20 protein-coding genes are annotated in these 17,781 nt (G+C 59.3%); 14 read left to right on the top strand and 6 right to left on the bottom strand.

Annotation, left to right across the window (positions count from 1 at the left end):
* Nucleotides 1-205: 205 nt before the first annotated feature.
* Nucleotides 206-1,426, bottom strand: coding sequence for a CaiB/BaiF CoA transferase family protein (locus tag PMI31_RS13045; RefSeq protein ID WP_008018501.1), 1,221 nt, complete (start codon nt 1,424-1,426; stop codon nt 206-208).
* 13 nt (nt 1,427-1,439) lie between these two features.
* A complete protein-coding gene (locus PMI31_RS13040; RefSeq protein ID WP_008018499.1) occupies nt 1,440-2,621 on the bottom strand; it encodes an acyl-CoA dehydrogenase in 1,182 nt (393 codons plus the stop codon).
* A 157-nt stretch (nt 2,622-2,778) separates the two neighbouring features.
* Between PMI31_RS13040 and PMI31_RS13035 the strand changes: the two genes are divergently transcribed.
* The 11 genes from PMI31_RS13035 to PMI31_RS12990 all read left to right on the top strand — a co-directional run bounded on the left by PMI31_RS13035 (nt 2,779) and on the right by PMI31_RS12990 (nt 12,937).
* A complete protein-coding gene (locus PMI31_RS13035; RefSeq protein ID WP_008018498.1) occupies nt 2,779-3,678 on the top strand; it encodes a LysR family transcriptional regulator in 900 nt (299 codons plus the stop codon).
* A 435-nt stretch (nt 3,679-4,113) separates the two neighbouring features.
* Complete coding sequence (locus PMI31_RS13030) at nt 4,114-5,235, top strand: Re/Si-specific NAD(P)(+) transhydrogenase subunit alpha (RefSeq protein WP_008018497.1); 1,122 nt, start codon at nt 4,114-4,116, stop codon at nt 5,233-5,235.
* Between the two features lie 11 nt (nt 5,236-5,246).
* Nucleotides 5,247-5,603, top strand: coding sequence for an NAD(P) transhydrogenase subunit alpha (locus PMI31_RS13025; protein ID WP_008018495.1), 357 nt, complete (start codon nt 5,247-5,249; stop codon nt 5,601-5,603).
* Nucleotides 5,600-7,033: an NAD(P)(+) transhydrogenase (Re/Si-specific) subunit beta gene (locus PMI31_RS13020; protein ID WP_008018493.1), complete on the top strand. Its 1,434-nt coding sequence runs from the start codon at nt 5,600-5,602 to the stop codon at nt 7,031-7,033. The genes PMI31_RS13025 and PMI31_RS13020 overlap by 4 nt, the downstream gene beginning before the upstream one ends.
* A 213-nt stretch (nt 7,034-7,246) precedes the next feature.
* Entirely contained in the window at nt 7,247-8,740 is a 1,494-nt protein-coding gene (locus PMI31_RS13015; RefSeq protein ID WP_008018492.1) for an acetyl-CoA hydrolase/transferase family protein, read from the top strand.
* Between the two features lie 319 nt (nt 8,741-9,059).
* Nucleotides 9,060-9,275, top strand: coding sequence for a DUF1127 domain-containing protein (locus tag PMI31_RS13010; RefSeq protein ID WP_008018491.1), 216 nt, complete (start codon nt 9,060-9,062; stop codon nt 9,273-9,275).
* Between the two features lie 257 nt (nt 9,276-9,532).
* Nucleotides 9,533-9,742 carry a DUF1127 domain-containing protein gene (locus PMI31_RS29940; protein ID WP_081500305.1) on the top strand — a complete coding sequence of 70 codons (210 nt, stop codon included), beginning with the start codon at nt 9,533-9,535 and terminating at the stop codon, nt 9,740-9,742.
* A 143-nt stretch (nt 9,743-9,885) separates the two neighbouring features.
* On the top strand, nt 9,886-10,206 hold the full coding sequence (locus tag PMI31_RS13005; RefSeq protein ID WP_008018490.1) for a DUF2388 domain-containing protein: 321 nt from the start codon (nt 9,886-9,888) through the stop codon (nt 10,204-10,206).
* A 107-nt stretch (nt 10,207-10,313) separates the two neighbouring features.
* Nucleotides 10,314-10,631, top strand: coding sequence for a DUF2388 domain-containing protein (locus PMI31_RS13000; RefSeq protein WP_008018489.1), 318 nt, complete (start codon nt 10,314-10,316; stop codon nt 10,629-10,631).
* Nucleotides 10,632-10,658: 27 nt separating this feature from the next.
* Nucleotides 10,659-10,979 (top strand): DUF2388 domain-containing protein, encoded by a 321-nt coding sequence (locus PMI31_RS12995; RefSeq protein ID WP_008018488.1) that lies wholly within the window; start codon nt 10,659-10,661, stop codon nt 10,977-10,979.
* Entirely contained in the window at nt 10,976-12,937 is a 1,962-nt protein-coding gene (locus PMI31_RS12990; protein ID WP_008018487.1) for a DUF7844 domain-containing protein, read from the top strand. The genes PMI31_RS12995 and PMI31_RS12990 overlap by 4 nt, the downstream gene beginning before the upstream one ends.
* Before the next feature lie 134 nt (nt 12,938-13,071).
* Here PMI31_RS12990 and PMI31_RS12985 read toward each other — a convergent pair whose 3' ends face one another.
* From PMI31_RS12985 to trpB, 3 genes are all read right to left on the bottom strand, one after another.
* Nucleotides 13,072-13,503, bottom strand: a complete 432-nt coding sequence (locus tag PMI31_RS12985) for an anti-virulence regulator CigR family protein (RefSeq protein WP_008018486.1) — start codon at nt 13,501-13,503, stop codon at nt 13,072-13,074.
* 121 nt (nt 13,504-13,624) lie between these two features.
* On the bottom strand, nt 13,625-14,437 hold the full coding sequence (trpA, locus tag PMI31_RS12980) for a tryptophan synthase subunit alpha (RefSeq protein WP_008018484.1): 813 nt from the start codon (nt 14,435-14,437) through the stop codon (nt 13,625-13,627).
* Nucleotides 14,437-15,672 (bottom strand): tryptophan synthase subunit beta, encoded by a 1,236-nt coding sequence (gene trpB / locus PMI31_RS12975; RefSeq protein WP_008018483.1) that lies wholly within the window; start codon nt 15,670-15,672, stop codon nt 14,437-14,439. Before trpB ends, trpA begins: the two co-directional genes overlap by 1 nt.
* A 124-nt stretch (nt 15,673-15,796) precedes the next feature.
* On the opposite strand from trpB, the gene PMI31_RS12970 reads away from it, so the two are divergent.
* On the top strand, nt 15,797-16,690 hold the full coding sequence (locus tag PMI31_RS12970) for a LysR family transcriptional regulator (protein ID WP_008018482.1): 894 nt from the start codon (nt 15,797-15,799) through the stop codon (nt 16,688-16,690).
* On the opposite strand, the gene PMI31_RS12965 is transcribed toward PMI31_RS12970, so the two are convergent.
* Nucleotides 16,687-17,010 (bottom strand): DUF883 family protein, encoded by a 324-nt coding sequence (locus PMI31_RS12965; RefSeq protein WP_008018481.1) that lies wholly within the window; start codon nt 17,008-17,010, stop codon nt 16,687-16,689. The genes PMI31_RS12970 and PMI31_RS12965 overlap by 4 nt on opposite strands.
* Nucleotides 17,011-17,167: 157 nt before the next feature.
* Here PMI31_RS12965 and PMI31_RS12960 point away from each other — a divergent pair, with 157 nt between their 5' ends.
* Nucleotides 17,168-17,383 carry a dodecin gene (locus PMI31_RS12960; RefSeq protein WP_008018480.1) on the top strand — a complete coding sequence of 72 codons (216 nt, stop codon included), beginning with the start codon at nt 17,168-17,170 and terminating at the stop codon, nt 17,381-17,383.
* Nucleotides 17,384-17,506: 123 nt separating this feature from the next.
* Nucleotides 17,507-17,728, top strand: coding sequence for a DUF1161 domain-containing protein (locus PMI31_RS12955; RefSeq protein WP_008018479.1), 222 nt, complete (start codon nt 17,507-17,509; stop codon nt 17,726-17,728).
* Nucleotides 17,729-17,781 lie beyond the last annotated feature (53 nt).

Genomic DNA, 17,781 nt, shown 5'->3' with positions numbered 1-17,781 from the left:
CCTGCTGCCGAAACCTGCGTAACTCTTTGTTCTACAAGGAGTTTTCCGTTTCGACTGCGCCGGAAGTGGGGCGAATTATAGGCCTCCAGAATCTGCCGTCAAGCACTGATTCTGCTTTTCTATCAATAACTTGCAGAAAGGCGCAAAACGCCCCGATGGAAACCTATATAGAGGAGCGAAAGCGCCCCTCTATATAGAAGAGAGATCAAAGCACGCCAGACGCCTTGAACGCGGACACTGTACCGGCATCCAAACCCAGCACCCGCTGGAGAACCTCCAGCGTATGCTCACCTAGCAAAGGAGGCGCATACCGATACTCCACCGGCGTCTCGGACAAACGAATAGGACTGGCCACTTGCGGCACCATTCCAGCCAGCGCATGCGGCAGCTCGATGGCCAACCCGCGCGCCTTGACCTGAGGATCGGCAAACATCTGCGCCAGGTCATTGATCGGCCCGCATGGCACGCCAGCCTGCTCCAGCTGCGCCACCCATTCAGCGGTAGTCTTGAACACCGTTGCCTGGCGGATCAGCGGAATCAGTACAGCCCTGTTTGCTACCCGCAGCTTGTTGGTCGCAAAACGCGGATCGTCCGCCCACTGCGGCTGCCCGGCCACTTCCGCGAACTTGCGGAACTGCCCATCGTTCCCGACGGTAAGGATGAAGTCACCATCCGCCGTAGGAAAATCCTGATAGGGCACGATGTTCGGATGAGCGTTACCCAAGCGTTTAGGCGCATTGCCTGTCGTCAGGTAGTTCATTGCCTGGTTGGCCAGACAAGCCACCTGCACGTCCAGTAGTGCCATATCGATATGCTGACCACCGCCGTCGTGATCCCGATGCGCAAGCGCAGCCAGGATCGCGACAGTGGAATACAACCCGGTCAGGATGTCCGTCAGCGCCACGCCAACCTTCACCGGCCCCGCGCCTTCTTCGCCTTCGGGTCTCCCCGTCAGGCTCATGAGGCCGCCCAGCCCCTGGATCATGAAGTCATAACCCGCACGCTTGGCGTAAGGACCGGTCTGGCCGAACCCGGTGATCGAGCAATAGATCAGATCCGGATTGATCGCCTTCAATGACTCATAGTCCAGGCCATAAGCCGCCAGACCGCCGACCTTGAAGTTCTCGATCAGGATGTCCGACTTGGCCGCCAGCTCACGCACCAGCTTCTGCCCTTCAGGGCGCGTGAAGTCGATGGTGACCGACTGCTTGTTGCGATTGGCCGATAAGTAATAAGCGGCCTCGCTGGTGTTTTCACCATAAGCGTCTTTCAGGAACGGCGGCCCCCAGGCGCGCGTGTCATCGCCGTTACCCGGACGCTCGACCTTGATCACTTCGGCGCCAAGGTCGGCCAGGATCTGCCCGGCCCAAGGCCCGGCCAGCACCCGCGATAAATCCAGTACCCGTAGATGCGATAGCGCGCCCATGGACGTCCTCCTGTTAATAGAACGCCTGGATGCCGGTTTGTGCGCGACCGAGGATCAGTGCATGGACATCGTGCGTACCTTCATAGGTGTTCACAACTTCCAGGTTGACCAGGTGACGTGCGACACCGAATTCATCGGAGATGCCGTTGCCGCCCAACATATCGCGAGCCATGCGCGCGATATCCAGGGACTTGCCGCAAGAGTTGCGCTTCATCATCGAAGTGATTTCGACCGCCGCAGTTCCCTCGTCCTTCATACGACCCAAACGCAGGCAGCCTTGCAGCGCCATGGTGATTTCGGTCTGCATGTCGGCCAGTTTCTTCTGGATCAACTGAGTGGCGGCCAATGGACGACCGAACTGTTGACGATCCAGGGTGTACTGGCGAGCGGTGTGCCAGCAGAACTCGGCCGCACCCAGCGCACCCCAGGAGATGCCGTAACGCGCCGAGTTGAGGCAGGTGAAAGGACCTTTCAGGCCACGGACATCCGGGAAGATGTTCTCTTCCGGAACGAACACGTTGTCCATGACGATTTCACCGGTGATCGATGCCCGCAGGCCAACCTTGCCGTGAATCGCCGGAGCGCTCAGGCCTTTCCAGCCTTTCTCCAGAACGAAGCCGCGGATATCGCCGGCATCGTCCTTGGCCCAGACCACGAACACATCGGCAATCGGGCTGTTGGTGATCCACATCTTGCTGCCAGTGAGGCTGTAGCCGCCTTCCACTTTGCGCGCACGACTGATCATCGCGCCCGGGTCGGAACCGTGGTTAGGCTCGGTCAGACCGAAGCAGCCGATCCATTCGCCCGAGGCCAGTTTTGGCAGGTACTTCTGCTTCTGGGCTTCGGTACCGAATTCATTGATTGGCACCATCACTAGCGAGGACTGCACGCTCATCATCGAGCGGTAGCCGGAGTCGATACGCTCGACTTCACGGGCGATCAGGCCGTAGCTGACGTAATTCAGGCCGCTGCCGCCGTACTGCTCGGGGATGGTTGCGCCCAACAGACCCACCTCGCCCATTTCGCGGAAGATCGCCGGATCGGTCTTCTCATGGCGGAAAGCTTCAAGAATGCGCGGCGCCAAGCTCTGCTGAGCGAACTGCGCAGCCGTGTCGCGAATCATGCGTTCTTCTTCAGTGAGCTGTTGATCCAGCAGCAGGGGATCGATCCAGTTGAAGCTAGCTTTACCGCCCATGAGTGCGTCCTCTCGAATCGGGTCAAATAACGTGGACTGATCCTAGGCCCGGATCAGCGCTACGGCAAACGAGGATTTCGCATACTGTTGTGCTAATTTCTCACTCCGAAACGTCGCAAAATAGCTTTTATGCGATGTATTAGTGAGGTTGACGTACATGCGCAGAAAGATACCCAGCACCACCGCCCTGATCAGCTTCGAGGCCGCAGCGCGCCACGAGAGCTTCACCAAGGCCGCCCAGGAACTTTCGCTGACCCAAGGGGCGATTTGCCGACAGATCGCCAGCCTTGAAGAGTTCCTCAACGTGGAACTGTTCCGACGCTCGCGGCGCGGGGTCAAGCTGACGGAAGCCGGGCTCTCTTACAGCCGTCGAGTGGCCACTCAGCTCGATGCGGTTGAGCGCGACACCTTGTCCGTGATGGGCCAGCAGGGCACCAACGTGATTGAGTTGGCCGTGGTTCCGACCTTCGGCACCCAATGGCTGCTGCCGCGACTCAAGGACTTTCAGCAGAAACACCCGGAAGTGACGGTCAACCTGACCAACCGCACACGGCCGTTCCTGTTTGCCGATACTGATTTTGATGCCGCCATCTACTTCGGTGATGCGGATTGGTCAGGTACAGAGTCCCACAGGCTGATGGGTGAAAATCCGATGCCCGTTTGCAGCCCCGACCTACTCGGAAACAAGACCAGCCTGACACCCGGCGAAATCGCCGACTTGCCTCTTCTGCAACAAACCACACGCCCCTATGCCTGGCGCCAATGGTTCGATTCCCAACACCTGAATGTGCCGCGAGACATGACAGGCCCTCGCTACGAGCTATTCTCCATGCTCGCCCAAGCGGCCATGCACGACATGGGCATTGCCCTGATTCCGCCGTTCCTGATTCAACGGGAGCTGAAAGAAAAACGTCTGGTGATCGCCAACCCGCAAGCACTGTCCAGCATCAAGGCTTATTACCTGATGATTCCTGAGCGAAAGGTCGAATCCGCGTCTTTGAAGGCATTTCGTGACTGGCTGGTAAACCAGGCACACAGCTACAGCCTAGAAGGATAAAGACTCCCAATCGATACTTGACCTCGTAGTCAGCAAAAAATAAACCCTACAGATATACGTATTTGTCGCAAAACAGCAAACTGTATCGAGAAGTCGTACAAACGTCCCACAAGCGCCTGCCCACGCGGCTTTGCGCCACTATTTCGAAGCGATGCCGCATCATTCATATGGCCGATGTGTAAAATCTTCAATTTCGGCCAGAATCCTTGAAAAGCACGGCCTGCAAGGGATTGATCCGGGTGGATGCGACATTCGGTCACGGGGTGACTTGTAGTTAATTTTTCGTCACCCGTCATAATCCCTTGAAGGGCACAAAGTTCGCCTGCAAAATGCCGCGCCCCGCCCTGATTTGGCGGGACCGTGCTGATCGGCCGCCCCAGCCGCACCATCCGTAGTGCATGGGTTTACTCAATAAGATCACGCAGGAGATTTGACGTGCACATTGGTGTTCCTCTCGAAACCCAGACCGGTGAAACACGGGTTGCTGCAACCCCGGAAACCATCAAGAAGCTGATCAGCCAGGGTCATAAGGTCACTGTACAAAGCGGCGCAGGCGTTAATGCCAGCGTTGTCGACAGTGCTTATGAAGCGGCAGGCGCAACCATTGGCAGCGCCAATGACGCGTTTGGTGCAGAGCTGATCTTGAAGGTGGTCGCTCCCAGCGACAGCGAGCTGACGCTGATTAAAAGCGGCACCGTTGTGGTGGGGATGCTCAACCCGTTCAGCAACGAAACCATCGCCAAGCTGGCCGAGTGCGGGATTACCGCCTTTGCCCTGGAAGCCGCGCCTCGCACCTCCCGCGCCCAAAGCCTGGATGTGCTGTCCTCGCAAGCCAACATTGCCGGCTATAAAGCCGTGTTGCTGGCCGCGCACTACTATCCGCGTTTCATGCCAATGCTGATGACCGCTGCGGGCACCGTGAAAGCGGCGCGCGTGCTGATTCTCGGTGCCGGCGTGGCCGGTTTGCAGGCAATCGCTACCGCGAAACGCCTGGGTGCGGTGATCGAAGCGTCTGACGTGCGTCCGGCGGTAAAAGAGCAGATCGAATCCCTCGGCGCCAAGTTCGTCGACGTGCCTTACGAGACCGACGAAGAGCGTGAATGCGCCGTTGGTGTCGGCGGTTACGCCCGCCCAATGCCAGCCAGCTGGATGCAGCGCCAGGCCGCGGCTGTGCACGAGCGCGCCAAGCAGGCTGACATCGTCATCACCACAGCACTGATCCCGGGCCGCAAGGCACCGACGCTGTTGAGCGCGGAAACCGTGGCACAGATGAAACCGGGCTCGGTGGTCATCGACCTCGCGGCAGCCCAGGGCGGTAACTGCCCGCTGACCGTGGCCGATCAGGTGGTCGTCGAAAATGGCGTGACCATCGTTGGCCCGACCAACCTGGCTGGCGCAGTGGCGGCCGATGCTTCGGCGCTGTATGCACGCAACCTGCTGGACTTCATGAAACTGTTGTTCGATAAAGAAGGACAACTGGTGATCAACCTTGAAGACGATATCGTCGCCGCGTGCCTGATGTGCCGCGACGGCCAGATCGTGCGCAAGAACGGCTGAGGATAAAAACAATGGAAGACATGCTGATCTCTCACGGTATCTACAACCTGATCATCTTCGTGCTGGCTATCTATGTCGGCTACCACGTGGTCTGGAACGTTACACCTGCACTGCACACGCCTCTGATGGCTGTCACCAACGCCATTTCGGCCATCGTGATCGTCGGCGCCATGCTCGCCGCCGCCCTCACCGTGACCCCGCTGGGCAAGACCATGGGCACCTTGGCCGTGGCCTTGGCCGCGGTCAACGTGTTTGGTGGTTTCCTGGTGACCCGCCGCATGCTGGAAATGTTCAAGAAGAAAGCGGCTCCGGCAAAAGCTCCGGCAGCCAAAGCCGCGGAAGTAAAGGCTGAGGTGCAGCAAGCATGAGCATGAACCTGGTTACTTCCCTGTATTTGATCGCCTCGGTCTGCTTCATCCAGGCGCTCAAGGGCCTCTCGCACCCAACCACATCGCGTCGCGGCAACCTGTTCGGCATGCTCGGCATGGGCCTGGCGATCCTCACCACGGTCGGCCTGATCTACAAGCTCGGTGCCGAATTGGCCCATGACGGTATCGTCTACGTGATCGTCGGCCTGCTGATCGGCGGCACTGTCGGTACGATCATGGCCAAACGCGTTGAAATGACCAAGATGCCCGAACTGGTCGCCTTCATGCACAGCATGATCGGCCTGGCGGCGGTGTTCATCGCCGTGGCCGCGGTAGTCGAGCCACAGTCGCTGGGCATCGTCCAGAACCTCGGCGATGCGATCCCGGCCGGTAACCGCCTGGAGCTGTTCCTCGGCGCAGCCATCGGTGCGATCACCTTCTCCGGTTCGGTCATTGCCTTCGGCAAGCTGGCGGGCAAGTACAAGTTCCGCCTGTTCCAAGGTGCACCGGTACAGTTCGGCGGTCAGCACAAGCTGAACCTGCTGCTGGGCCTGGCCACACTGGCACTGGGCGTGACTTTCATGCTCACCGGCGACTACACCGCTTTCAGCGTGATGCTGGCGCTGGCCTTCGTGCTCGGCGTACTGATCATCATCCCGATCGGCGGCGCCGACATGCCCGTGGTGGTGTCGATGCTCAACAGCTACTCCGGCTGGGCAGCGGCGGGTATCGGCTTCTCGCTGAACAACTCGATGCTGATCATCGCGGGTTCGCTGGTAGGTTCGTCCGGTGCGATCCTCTCGTACATCATGTGCAAGGCGATGAACCGCTCCTTCTTTAATGTACTGCTCGGCGGTTTCGGCAATACAGCGGACGCGGGGCCGGCAGGCGCCAAGGAGGCCCGCCCGGTGAAATCCGGCTCTGCCGACGACGCCACCTTCCTGCTGACCAACGCCGATACCGTGATCATCGTTCCGGGCTACGGCCTGGCGGTAGCACGGGCGCAGCATGCGCTGAAGGAACTGACCGAGAAGCTGACCCATCGCGGCGTGACCGTGAAGTATGCGATCCACCCGGTTGCCGGTCGTATGCCTGGGCACATGAACGTATTGCTGGCCGAGGCCGAAGTGCCTTACGACCAGGTGTTCGAGATGGAAGACATCAACTCCGAGTTCGGTCAGGCCGACGTGGTGCTGGTGTTGGGTGCCAACGACGTGGTCAACCCGGCCGCCAAGAACGATCCGAAATCGCCGATTGCCGGCATGCCGATCCTCGAAGCGTTCAAGGCCAAGACCATCATCGTCAACAAGCGTTCGATGGCCAGCGGCTATGCCGGCCTGGACAACGAACTGTTCTACCTGGACAAAACCATGATGGTGTTCGGTGACGCTAAAAAGGTCATCGAAGACATGGTCAAAGCCGTCGACTAACCCCGCGCGGCACACAGAACGCCCCGACTTGTCGGGGCGTTCTTGTTTGCGCAAATCGTCGGACAAACTATTCTTTTGTTACCGATCCGGTAACGGTGTTTTGCTTCAAAGGCCCGGAATAGACGCCTCGATTGCGACCTTGGTAGCGGGACAGAAGCCGGCGCAATTCACTAGACTGCACGTCCTGCTACCCGTTGCCCGAGATAACAATCCATGTACCGTGACCGTATTCGCCTGCCTTCGTTGTTGGACAAAGTGATGAGCGCTGCCGACGCTGCCGCTCTGATTGAGGACGGCATGACCGTCGGCATGAGTGGCTTTACTCGCGCCGGCGAAGCCAAGGCCGTCCCTCAGGCGCTGGCCGAGCGTGCCAAGGTCACGCCACTGAAGATCAGCCTGATGACTGGCGCAAGCCTGGGCAATGACCTCGACAAGCAGTTGACCGAAGCTGGCGTGCTGTCGCGACGCATGCCATTCCAGGTCGACAGCACGCTGCGCAAGGCGATCAATGCCGGTGAAGTCATGTTCATCGACCAGCACTTGTCGGAAACCGTGGAGCAATTGCGCAACCAGCAATTGAAGCTGCCGGACATTGCCGTGATTGAAGCCGTAGCGATCACCGAGCAAGGGCATATCGTGCCAACCACCTCGGTGGGCAACTCGGCCAGCTTCGCGATCTTCGCCAAGCATGTGATTGTCGAGATCAACATGGCGCACAACCCGAACCTCGAAGGTCTGCACGACATCTACATTCCGACCTATCGCCCGACCCGCACCCCGATTCCATTGGTCAAAGTCGACGACCGCATTGGCAGCACCGCCATCCCGATCCCAGCGGAAAAAATCGTCGCCATCGTGGTCACCAACCAGGCTGACTCACCCTCCACTGTGCTGGCACCGGACGCCGAGACCCAGGCCATTGCCGACCACCTGATCGACTTCTTCAAACAGGAAGTGGCCGCCGGACGCATGACCAACAAGCTCGGCCCGCTGCAAGCCGGCATTGGTACCATCGCCAACTCGGTGATGTGTGGCCTGATCGACTCGCCGTTCGAAGACCTGACGATGTATTCCGAGGTGCTGCAGGACTCGACCTTCGACCTGATCGACGCCGGGAAGCTGAGCTTTGCTTCGGGCAGCTCGATCACCCTGTCGAGCCGGCGCAATGCCGACGTGTTCGGCAATCTGGAGCGCTACAAGGACAAACTGGTTCTGCGCCCACAGGAGATCTCCAACCACCCTGAAGTCGTGCGCCGCCTCGGCATCATCGGCATTAACACGGCGCTGGAGTTCGACATCTATGGCAACGTCAACTCCACTCACGTCTGCGGCACGCGGATGATGAACGGTATCGGCGGCTCGGGTGACTTCGCGCGCAACGCGCACCTGTCTGTGTTCGTGACCAAGTCGATCGCCAAGGGCGGTGCAATTTCCAGCGTGGTGCCGATGGTCAGTCACGTTGACCACACCGAACATGACGTCGACATCCTCGTGACCGAAGTGGGCCTGGCAGACTTGCGAGGCCTCGCGCCTCGGGAGCGTGCCCGGGTCATCATCGACAAATGCGTGCACCCGGATTACCGCCAGGCGCTCAATGATTACTTTACCGCCGCGTGCGCCATCGGCGGGCACACCCCGCACATCCTGCGTGACGCCCTGAGCTGGCACATCAACCTGGAAGAAACCGGGCAAATGCTGAAGAAGTAATTGCTACAGATAGCAGCTGGCGCAAACACAGTTTCGCCAGCTTGCTCTTGCCGCTTCGCAATATGAAAAAAACTGTACTGCTGTACCGGTCATTTCCTCGGGAAAACTACCACTCCATCGAACAAAAACGGCACTTTTGCACCTTAACAGTGCAGATAGGTACAGTTACCTCAATTTCGACCAGTACACCCCCTATAAACAGTTAACTGAGCTCTCACAATACAGATGAACTGTATCTACAGAGACTAGGCAAACGAGAGGATCATGGGCACCAGTTAAACCACTACCTAATCCCGCCACAAGCGGAAGGATGTCAACCATGGAACGTACACTCAGTTCCGAACTGTTCTTCGAAGACACTGCTGCAAAAACCCAGGCTTCCCTGCCTCTGCGCGTTATCGCCAACCTGATGCTGTGGCAGCGCCGCATCACCAGCCGCCACCAACTGGCTCGCCTGGATTCGCGTCTGCTGGCCGACGCCGGGATTAGCGAAGCACAACGCTACGAAGAGCTGAGCAAGCCGTTCTGGCGCTAAGTTAGCGTCGCTGGCTCTGACCTTAAGGTCCACCGCCAGCAACCCGAATTGAAAAAACAAAACCCGTCGTGGGAAACCACGACGGGTTTTGTCGTTCTGGCCTGTCAAATCCGGTCTTACAGTAGGGAAACCTGAAGACCAGTACAGTTTTAAAAAACTAACAACTGCATGAGTACAATATCGCCGCAGTGTGTCTGTAGTGGATGTTCGACCGGTGCCAGCATGGAACCTCTACTGATCAGGACAGGGACCGCACCATGAATTCTTTACAGGATGTTTCCACGCCTTCAGTTCAATCGAGACCTTGCCTGAACCGGGCCAGAGATCTGTTAACAGCACTCTTCGCCAGCCTCGAAAGAGCGAGAACACGACGTTTACTGGCTCAACTCGATGATCGTCAGCTTTCAGATCTTGGCATCAGCCACGCCGAGCGCAGCAATGAACTGGATAAACCGTTCTGGCGCTGACTTCCCGCTTGCATGACGGGCTGTTCGAACCGACACACTCAGGCCTAATATCAGACCAGAACGTGGCGAGCGCCAAGCGCTTGGCGTCTGACTTTGCAGACACTGCGCCATTTTTCAATTGGTTTACCCTAAGGAGTTACCCCATGTCCCGTCTTCGTCTGCTCAGTGCTGCAGCCCTGCTTGCCGTGGCTGCCAATGCCAGCGCATCCAGCTTCATCGTAACCACCGATGCGGTCGTCAACGCGCTCAAAGCCACATCCGATGCGACCACCGACGTCGTCTCGTCGTCGTTCAAGGATGACAAGATCGTGCTCGCGGCCCGTGACGACGCTGCCAGCTTCGTCGCCAGCGAAGGTTCTATCCGCGGCGTGAAACTCGAAAGCGCCCTCGACCACATTCGCCACCAGGCACCACAGCTGAACGCAAGCGACGCACAACTGGCGCAAGCGATCCTGACAATCTAAACGACTGCACAGACATGGGGCACGCTCGGCGTGCCCCAATGTTTCGGCGCTGGCTCTAGAATGGGCCTTGCGCTAGCCTTGGGACTCATTTTCAACTGTCGAGTCTCATGCGTCCTCCTTCGAATCTCTTGATCGCTCCAGTCTTTCTTGCCCTTGGTTACTGTGGATCAGCCCACGCCTATGACGCCTTCAACCTATCCACCCAAGGCATCGTCGCCAGCGGCTACGCCACAAGTTTGGTGACCAGCGCTCCCTTCGACCATAAACTGCTGCTCGCCGCCCAGGATGATGCGGCCGCATACGTTGCCAGTGACGGCCAACTGCAAGGCGCACGACTGGAGTCGGCCCTGCGGTATCTGCGTCGAACCCAGGCAAAACTTCATGCCAGCGACCTTGAACTGGCACAAGCAATTCTCGTCCAATAGTTATCCCTGTTTTTCTGGAGTCGTTCCATGCGTAACCCGCTGATTGCTGCCACCTTAGGCCTGCTGCTGTTGGCCGATGTAACCCAGGCACATACTCTGGTTGCCACCAGTAACATGCTGATCCGTGCTACCCAGCGCACCCTTGATTTCACCTCCGACACCACCACGTCCATTCGCGATTCGAAAATCGTGCGCGAAGCCCAGGACGACGCCGCCAGCTTCGTTGCCAGCAATGGCGACATTCGTGGCGCTCACCTGGAGTCCGCTTTCGACCTGCTGCGCACCCGCGTGCCGGAAGCCCGTGACGCCAGTGACCAGGATCTCGCCGAAGCCATCCTCGCACTGTGAGGCGTCCAGGCGCCTGGCTGCTGGCCGGGGCCCTGTTGCTGCTTGGCAACACGGCCCACGCAGGCCTTCAGTTACATCTCAAGACCGAAGGTCTGACGCCCGCGCAACAGCACGCCAGCCAGGCGTTGCTCGATGAAGCCATGCAGGCACTGCCGCCACGTTTTATCGAGCAACTCGATCGACGCATCGATGTCGATTGGACCGATGACATGCCGCGCAACGCCTACGGCCAGGCATCACTGGTGTCCGAGCTCGACCTGAATCGCAACCTGCTGACGGGCCTCACCGATGGCAGCGCAGCGACCACAAAAACCCATCGCCCCCATGGCACCGTGCGCCAGGAACTGCTGGCCACGGTGTTGCACGAACTGACGCACATCTACGATCGCTCGCGCCTGTGGCCGGATGCCGAACGCAAACTGATTCAGCACTGCACCCGGCGCAACAACAGCTCAGGGCTGGTTGGCATTCCAGATCAATGTCGAGGCCAGTCCGATCGGCGCTTTACCCTCAGCGACGATCCGCGCCTGCTCGACCTCGCCGGCTGGCAGCAATACGTAGGCCGTCGTGGTGAACGCGAACAGCACAATCGCCAGATTGCCCGCAGTCCGGATATCTACGAAACCAGCAGTCCCAAGGAATTCGTCGCGGTCAACATGGAGTATTTCCTCCTCGACCCGAGCTACGCCTGCCGGCGCCCGGCGCTTTACCGCTACTACAAGGAACATTTCGGCTGGGCGCCCGCCGCCACAGACACCTGCAGCAAGACCTTCGCGTTCCTCAATGCCGGCAACGACTTCGCCAAGACACCTTTGGGCCAGGTTGATCCGGAGCGGGTCTATGCCGTTGACTACCTGCTGGCCGAAGCTAACCAGAACCTGTTCAGCCGCTGGGGCCACAGCATGTTGCGCCTGGTGATCTGCGCGCCGGGCCGACCACGCGGACCGGATTGTCGATTGGACCTGGACCAGCATCTGGTGCTGTCGTACCGCGCCTTCGTCGGCGACGTACAGCTGTCGAGCTGGGATGGCCTGGTCGGCAAATACCCGTCGCGGCTGTTTATCCTGCCGCTGTCCCAGGTCATCGACGAATACACCAAGACCGAACTGCGCAGCCTGGCCTCCGTGCCCCTGAACCTGTCGCGCAGAGAGATTGAAGACGTGGTGGGGCGTGCCGCCGAGATGCACTGGAGCTACGACGGCAACTACTTCTTCCTGTCAAACAACTGCGCGGTGGAAGAACTGAAATTGCTGCGCGGCGGCACCAACAACCCGCAACTGGTGGGACTCGACAACATCATGCCCAACGGTTTGCTGGAAGTGCTGAAGGGCCGCGGCCTGGCGGACACCAGTGTGCTGGACGATCCGCGAGAGGCCTTGCGCCTGGGTTATCGTTTCGATTCCTTCCGCGATCGCTATCAAGCCATGTTCGAGATACTGAAAAAGCAATTGCCGATCAAGCAGGAAACCGTCGAAGACTGGCTGGACCTGAAAGCCCAGGAGCGTCGGCAATGGTTCGAGCAGGCCGATTTGCGCACCAGTGCGGCGTTGCTTCTGCTGGAGCAAGCGAGTTTCCGTCGACAGTTGCTATTGGCCCAGGATGAAGTGAAGCAGCGTTATCTGGGCGCCCGAGAGCTGAAGAATGGCGGCATGGACAAGGCCAACGAGACGCTCAAGGACATTCTCGCCAACAGTGGCTTCCTCAGCCGCCCGGCGGAGCTACTGGGCACCAACGGTTATGGCTTGCCGCAGGCGAGCGAGTGGCAGCATCTGGAAGCTGAAACCAGCCAGCGCCAGAAGCAGCTCCTGGCGTTGTCCGGGGATCTGGACAGGGAAGTGAGGGCGTTGCTTGAACCGAGCCGCGCCGCCGAAATGGCCGCCAACGAGGCCAACGTGAAACAGATTGGCGAGCACTTGCGCAAACTGCACAAGGCGTCGGGCGGGATAGAGTTGCCCTGACCCCCGCAACCTGTATGTAGGAGCGAGCTTGCTCGCGAAGGTGTATCAGTCAACAAGGATGTTGAAACTGATGGTCTTTTCGCGAGCAAGCTCGCTCCTACAGGGGTTCAAGGCTCAGCCCAATGACCGATCCGTCAGTACAGAACCCCCTGCAGAACCTCATAGACAATCCCTGTTCCCGCGGCGATCAGCACAACGTCCGCGCCCGCGCGACGCCATTCGTAGCCCGGGTAATAGGGCAACCGGCTCAACGCGCGGTTATCCAGGCGCTCGCCGTAATAGCCCCGAGGCAGCGGCCTGCCACGCACCACGATGACACCCGGTGGCGGCGGTGCACCGCGGACGAAATACACATGATTGTCGTGGATCGTCTGGCGAACAGGAGCGAAATCCCATGGTGGTGGCCCACCGCGATGGTAGTCCTGCGGGCCTCGGTGATCATCGCCACGATAGTCACCATGGTTATCGTAATGGCCGTGATCGTCGTGCTGATCAGCATTGGCCTGCAGGGTCGCGCCGAGCAGCAACACACCGAGGCTGGCCATCAGGCGTTTCGACATTTTCATCAGGTCTTTCCTCGCAATACACACAGCAAAAAGGGCTTCAGAACGCAGTCCTGAAGCCCTCGGTCTTGCTGTTTAGTCTGTGCTGCGAGGCTCTAATTCCTCTGTATCAGAAACTTTACCCTCAGCTGACGCGGGCTTTACGCACGCCGTCGGCCAATGCCGAGCAAAGGCTCAATACACCGTCGACTGCCTGTTCCGCGGTTGCCGCATTGGCGATCTGGTCGATCAACGCCGAGCCCACCACCACACCATCAGCCAGACGAGCGATGGACGCTGCCTGTTCCGGAGTCCGGATACCGAAACCGATGCTGATCGGCAGATCGGTATGGCGGCGCAGACGGGCGACCGCTTCCTCGACGTGTTCCAGCGTGGCGGCGCCGGCGCCGGTCACACCGGCCACCGAAACGTAGTAGACGAAACCGGAGCTGCCATTGAGAACGGTCGGCAGACGCACATCGTCGGTGGTCGGGGTGGTCAGACGGATGAAGTCCAGGCCGGCAGCCTGTGCCGGATCACACAGCTCACCGTTATGTTCAGGCGGCAGGTCGACCACGATCAGGCCGTCAACGCCGGCCTCTTTGGCTTCGGCAATGAAGCGCGGTACGCCGTACATGTGGATCGGGTTGAAGTACCCCATCAGCACCAGCGGCGTTTCGTTGTTGTCCTGGCGGAACTCGCGAACCATTTGCAGGGTTTTCGCCAGGTTCTGTTTGGCAGCCAGAGCACGGATGTTGGCGAGCTGGATCGCCGGACCGTCGGCCATCGGATCGGTGAAGGGCATGCCCAGCTCGATCACATCGGCGCCCGCTGCCGGCAAGCCTTTGAGGATCGCCAGGGACGTGTCATAGCCCGGGTCGCCAGCGGTCACGAAGGTCACCAGGGCGGCGCGGTTCTGTTCCTTGAGTTCGGCAAAACGCGTTTGCAGGCGGCTCATCAGTGTTTCTCCTGCTTCGATTGCTCTTGTTGAGAGTGTTCCATGTGGTGCATTACGGTCTGCATGTCTTTGTCGCCACGGCCGGACAGGTTGACCACCATCAGGTGATCCTTCGGCAGCTTCGGTGCGCGCTTGAAGACTTCAGCCAGGGCATGGGCGCTTTCCAGGGCAGGGATGATCCCTTCCAGGCGGCAGCATTGGTGGAACGCGGCAAGAGCCTCGTCGTCAGTCACCGAGGTGTACTGGACGCGACCGATGTCGTGCAACCAGGCATGTTCCGGACCGATGCCCGGGTAGTCGAGGCCGGCAGAGATCGAGTGAGCATCGATGATCTGGCCATCGTCGTCCTGCAGCAGGAAGGTGCGGTTGCCGTGCAGCACACCCGGTACGCCGCCATTCAGGCTGGCCGCATGCTTGCCGGTCTCGATGCCGTAACCGGCAGCTTCGACGCCGATGATCTCGACGCTCTTGTCGTCAAGGAACGGGTGGAACAGCCCCATGGCGTTGGAGCCGCCACCAATGCACGCCACCAGGCTGTCCGGCAGGCGGCCTTCCTGGGCTTGCAGCTGCTCACGGGTTTCCTTGCCGATCACGGCCTGGAAGTCGCGAACCATTGCCGGGTAAGGGTGCGGACCAGCCACGGTGCCGATCAGGTAGAAGGTGCTGTCGACGTTCGTCACCCAGTCACGCAGGGCTTCGTTCATCGCATCCTTCAGGGTGCCGGTGCCGGCCACCACCGGGATAACCTCGGCGCCCAGCAGCTTCATGCGAAACACGTTGGCCTGCTGACGTTCGATGTCAGTGGTGCCCATGTAGATCACGCAATCCAGACCGAAACGCGCAGCGACGGTGGCCGTGGCTACACCGTGCATGCCGGCGCCGGTCTCGGCAATGATGCGTTTCTTGCCCATGCGCCGCGCCAGCAGGATCTGGCCGATGCAGTTGTTGATCTTGTGCGCGCCGGTGTGGTTCAGCTCTTCGCGCTTGAGGTAGATCTTCGCGCCGCCACAGAACTCGGTCAGACGCTCGGCGAAGTACAGTGGGCTCGGACGGCCGACGTAGTCGCGCTGGAAGTAGGCCAGTTCTTCCTTGAATGCAGGATCTTCCTTGGCCAACTCATATTCACGAGCCAGGTCGAGGATCAACGGCATCAGGGTTTCGGCAACGTAGCGGCCACCGAACGCGCCAAACAGGCCGTTGGCATCAGGGCCGTTGCGCAGATTAGTCTGGGTCATTTGGCGCTCCAGTTGAATGCGTGAAGTGATGCATAAAGAGATAGTGGGCTTAACTCTACCCCTGACGCCCCGGCCTGAAAACCGATAAGATCGCCACAACCTGTCAGAAAAACTCACAGATCCCATGAGCCATGACCTTCCACCGCTGAACGCGCTTCGCGCCTTCGAAGCCACTGCCCGCTTGAACAGCGTCAGTCAGGCGGCCGAGCAGTTGCACGTCACCCATGGGGCCGTCAGCCGGCAATTGAAAGTCCTCGAAGAACACTTGGGCGTGAGCCTGTTCATCAAGGACGGTCGCGGCCTGAAACTCACAGATGCCGGGTTGCGCCTGCGTGACGCCAGCAGCGAAGCCTTCGAGCGCCTGCGCAGTGTTTGCGCCGAACTCACACAAAGCACAGCCGATGCCCCGTTCGTACTCGGTTGCTCGGGAAGCCTGTTGGCGCGCTGGTTTATCCCGCGACTGGGCAGACTCAATGCCGACCTTCCGGACTTGCGCCTGCACCTGTCGGCCGGAGAAGGCGATCTTGATCCGCGAAGACCGGGGCTGGATGCCTTGCTGGTCTTTGCCGAGCCACCCTGGCCGGCGGACATGCAGGTTTTTGAGCTGGCCAGCGAACGTATCGGTCCGGTCATGAGCCCTCGGTCCGCCGGTTATGAACGGCTCAGGCAAGCACCGGAAACTGCACTGCTGAGCGAACCCTTGCTGCACACCACTTCACGCCCGCAAGCCTGGCCGAGCTGGGCGCAACCACGCGGCCTCGACGCCAGGGCGTTGAAGTACGGTCAGGGATTTGAACATCTGTATTACTTGCTCGAAGCCGCCGTCGCAGGCCTGGGCGTGGCGATTGCCCCCGAACCCTTGGTGGCGGAGGACTTGAAGGCCGGCCGCCTGGTTGCACCATGGGGCTTCAGTGAAACCCCGGCACAACTGGCGTTGTGGCTACCCAAGCGCGCCGCGGACGGGCGCGCCCGGCAACTGGCTCAGTGGCTCAAGAACGAGCTGCGTCGAGCGGATTAATCACGCTTGCACAACAGATAAGCGGCCAGCAGGCCCAATGCCCCCACGGCGACACCGGCTGTTGTCCAGGGGTGTTCCTGGGCGTAGTCGCGGGTGGCAATCCCGGTTTCGCGGGTTTTGACCTTGACCTCTTCATAGGCATCGGCAAGCAGATGGCGCGAGTGCCTCAAGGCATTCTCGGCGTTGCTTTTCAGGGTCTTGAGGGTTTTACGCGACTCGTCCGAGGCGTCGTCCTTCAGGCTTTCCAAAGACTTGAGCAGACTCTCGATCTCGGCTTCCATGCTTTGCAATGAGGCTTTGCGTAACGAGGTGTTGGCCATGGTGGCTCTCCTGCATTGGTGATGAGTGGCGTGTGTGGGTTGGGACTTCAGGGGTGCGAGAAAGTGCAGAAAATCTGAACTTCATCCAGAGAACGACCAACACAAGAAATAGGAAAAATCACTGCTAGGCTGTAATTCACACGCCGAGGAGAACGCCATGTCTGACCATCACACCTACAAGAAAGTCGAGCTGGTCGGCTCGTCCACCAGCAGTATCGAAGATGCGATCAACAACGCGCTGGCCGAAGCCAGCAAAAGCCTCAAGTACATGGAATGGTTCGAAGTGACCGAGACCCGTGGACACATCAGGGACGGCAAGGCTGCGCACTTTCAGGTGACCTTGAAAGTCGGGTTTCGGATTGCCAGTAGCTGACTTTGGGCTAGTCTTCTGAACTTGCACGCCTGCCGAATGCCATAGGGAATGGCAATGCGCGACATGAGTGCGTCCGGCTGACGGCTGGTTACCCCCCTATGATCCGACCAGGGAATGCAACCGATGAAGAAGTTTATGTTGGCAGTAGGTTTGTTGAGCCTTGCGGGGACCGCATTGGCGGGCGGCAAGCCATGCGAAGAGCTGAAAGCCGAAATCGCAGCGAAACTTGATGCCAAGGGCGTTGCCGGTTATTCGCTGGAGATTGTCGATAAAGGTGCCGCTGCCGGTGGGAAAGTTGTTGGCAAATGCGAAGCGGGCGCCAAAGTGATCGTCTATAAAAAGTAGGCAGAATTTCGCCTGAAAAAAGCCGACACCGCGGTGTCGGCTTTTTTACGCCC

Source organism: Pseudomonas sp. GM55 (assembly GCF_000282395.1).
In the GTDB taxonomy this organism is placed as follows: domain Bacteria; phylum Pseudomonadota; class Gammaproteobacteria; order Pseudomonadales; family Pseudomonadaceae; genus Aquipseudomonas; species Aquipseudomonas fluorescens_CC.
The sequence above is the reverse complement of the archived record's forward strand: the minus strand, read 5'-3'. Positions and strand labels throughout refer to the sequence as shown.

Bases quoted from the DNA above. Each gene is read 5' to 3' on its own strand.
- PMI31_RS12960 (WP_008018480.1), top strand. From the start codon at position 17,168: ATGTCTGACCATCACACCTACAAGAAAGTCGAGCTGGTCGGCTCGTCC.
- PMI31_RS13040 (WP_008018499.1), bottom strand. From the start codon at position 2,621: ATGGGCGGTAAAGCTAGCTTCAACTGGATCGATCCCCTGCTGCTGGAT.
- PMI31_RS12970 (WP_008018482.1), top strand. From the start codon at position 15,797: ATGAGCCATGACCTTCCACCGCTGAACGCGCTTCGCGCCTTCGAAGCC.
- PMI31_RS13035 (WP_008018498.1), top strand. From the start codon at position 2,779: ATGCGCAGAAAGATACCCAGCACCACCGCCCTGATCAGCTTCGAGGCC.
- PMI31_RS13000 (WP_008018489.1), top strand. From the start codon at position 10,314: ATGCGTCCTCCTTCGAATCTCTTGATCGCTCCAGTCTTTCTTGCCCTT.
- PMI31_RS12965 (WP_008018481.1), bottom strand. From the start codon at position 17,010: ATGGCCAACACCTCGTTACGCAAAGCCTCATTGCAAAGCATGGAAGCC.
- PMI31_RS13025 (WP_008018495.1), top strand. From the start codon at position 5,247: ATGGAAGACATGCTGATCTCTCACGGTATCTACAACCTGATCATCTTC.
- PMI31_RS29940 (WP_081500305.1), top strand. From the start codon at position 9,533: ATGAATTCTTTACAGGATGTTTCCACGCCTTCAGTTCAATCGAGACCT.
- PMI31_RS12995 (WP_008018488.1), top strand. From the start codon at position 10,659: ATGCGTAACCCGCTGATTGCTGCCACCTTAGGCCTGCTGCTGTTGGCC.
- PMI31_RS12955 (WP_008018479.1), top strand. From the start codon at position 17,507: ATGAAGAAGTTTATGTTGGCAGTAGGTTTGTTGAGCCTTGCGGGGACC.
- PMI31_RS13015 (WP_008018492.1), top strand. From the start codon at position 7,247: ATGTACCGTGACCGTATTCGCCTGCCTTCGTTGTTGGACAAAGTGATG.
- PMI31_RS13010 (WP_008018491.1), top strand. From the start codon at position 9,060: ATGGAACGTACACTCAGTTCCGAACTGTTCTTCGAAGACACTGCTGCA.
- PMI31_RS13045 (WP_008018501.1), bottom strand. From the start codon at position 1,426: ATGGGCGCGCTATCGCATCTACGGGTACTGGATTTATCGCGGGTGCTG.
- PMI31_RS13020 (WP_008018493.1), top strand. From the start codon at position 5,600: ATGAGCATGAACCTGGTTACTTCCCTGTATTTGATCGCCTCGGTCTGC.
- trpB (WP_008018483.1), bottom strand. From the start codon at position 15,672: ATGACCCAGACTAATCTGCGCAACGGCCCTGATGCCAACGGCCTGTTT.
- PMI31_RS12985 (WP_008018486.1), bottom strand. From the start codon at position 13,503: ATGAAAATGTCGAAACGCCTGATGGCCAGCCTCGGTGTGTTGCTGCTC.
- trpA (WP_008018484.1), bottom strand. From the start codon at position 14,437: ATGAGCCGCCTGCAAACGCGTTTTGCCGAACTCAAGGAACAGAACCGC.
- PMI31_RS13005 (WP_008018490.1), top strand. From the start codon at position 9,886: ATGTCCCGTCTTCGTCTGCTCAGTGCTGCAGCCCTGCTTGCCGTGGCT.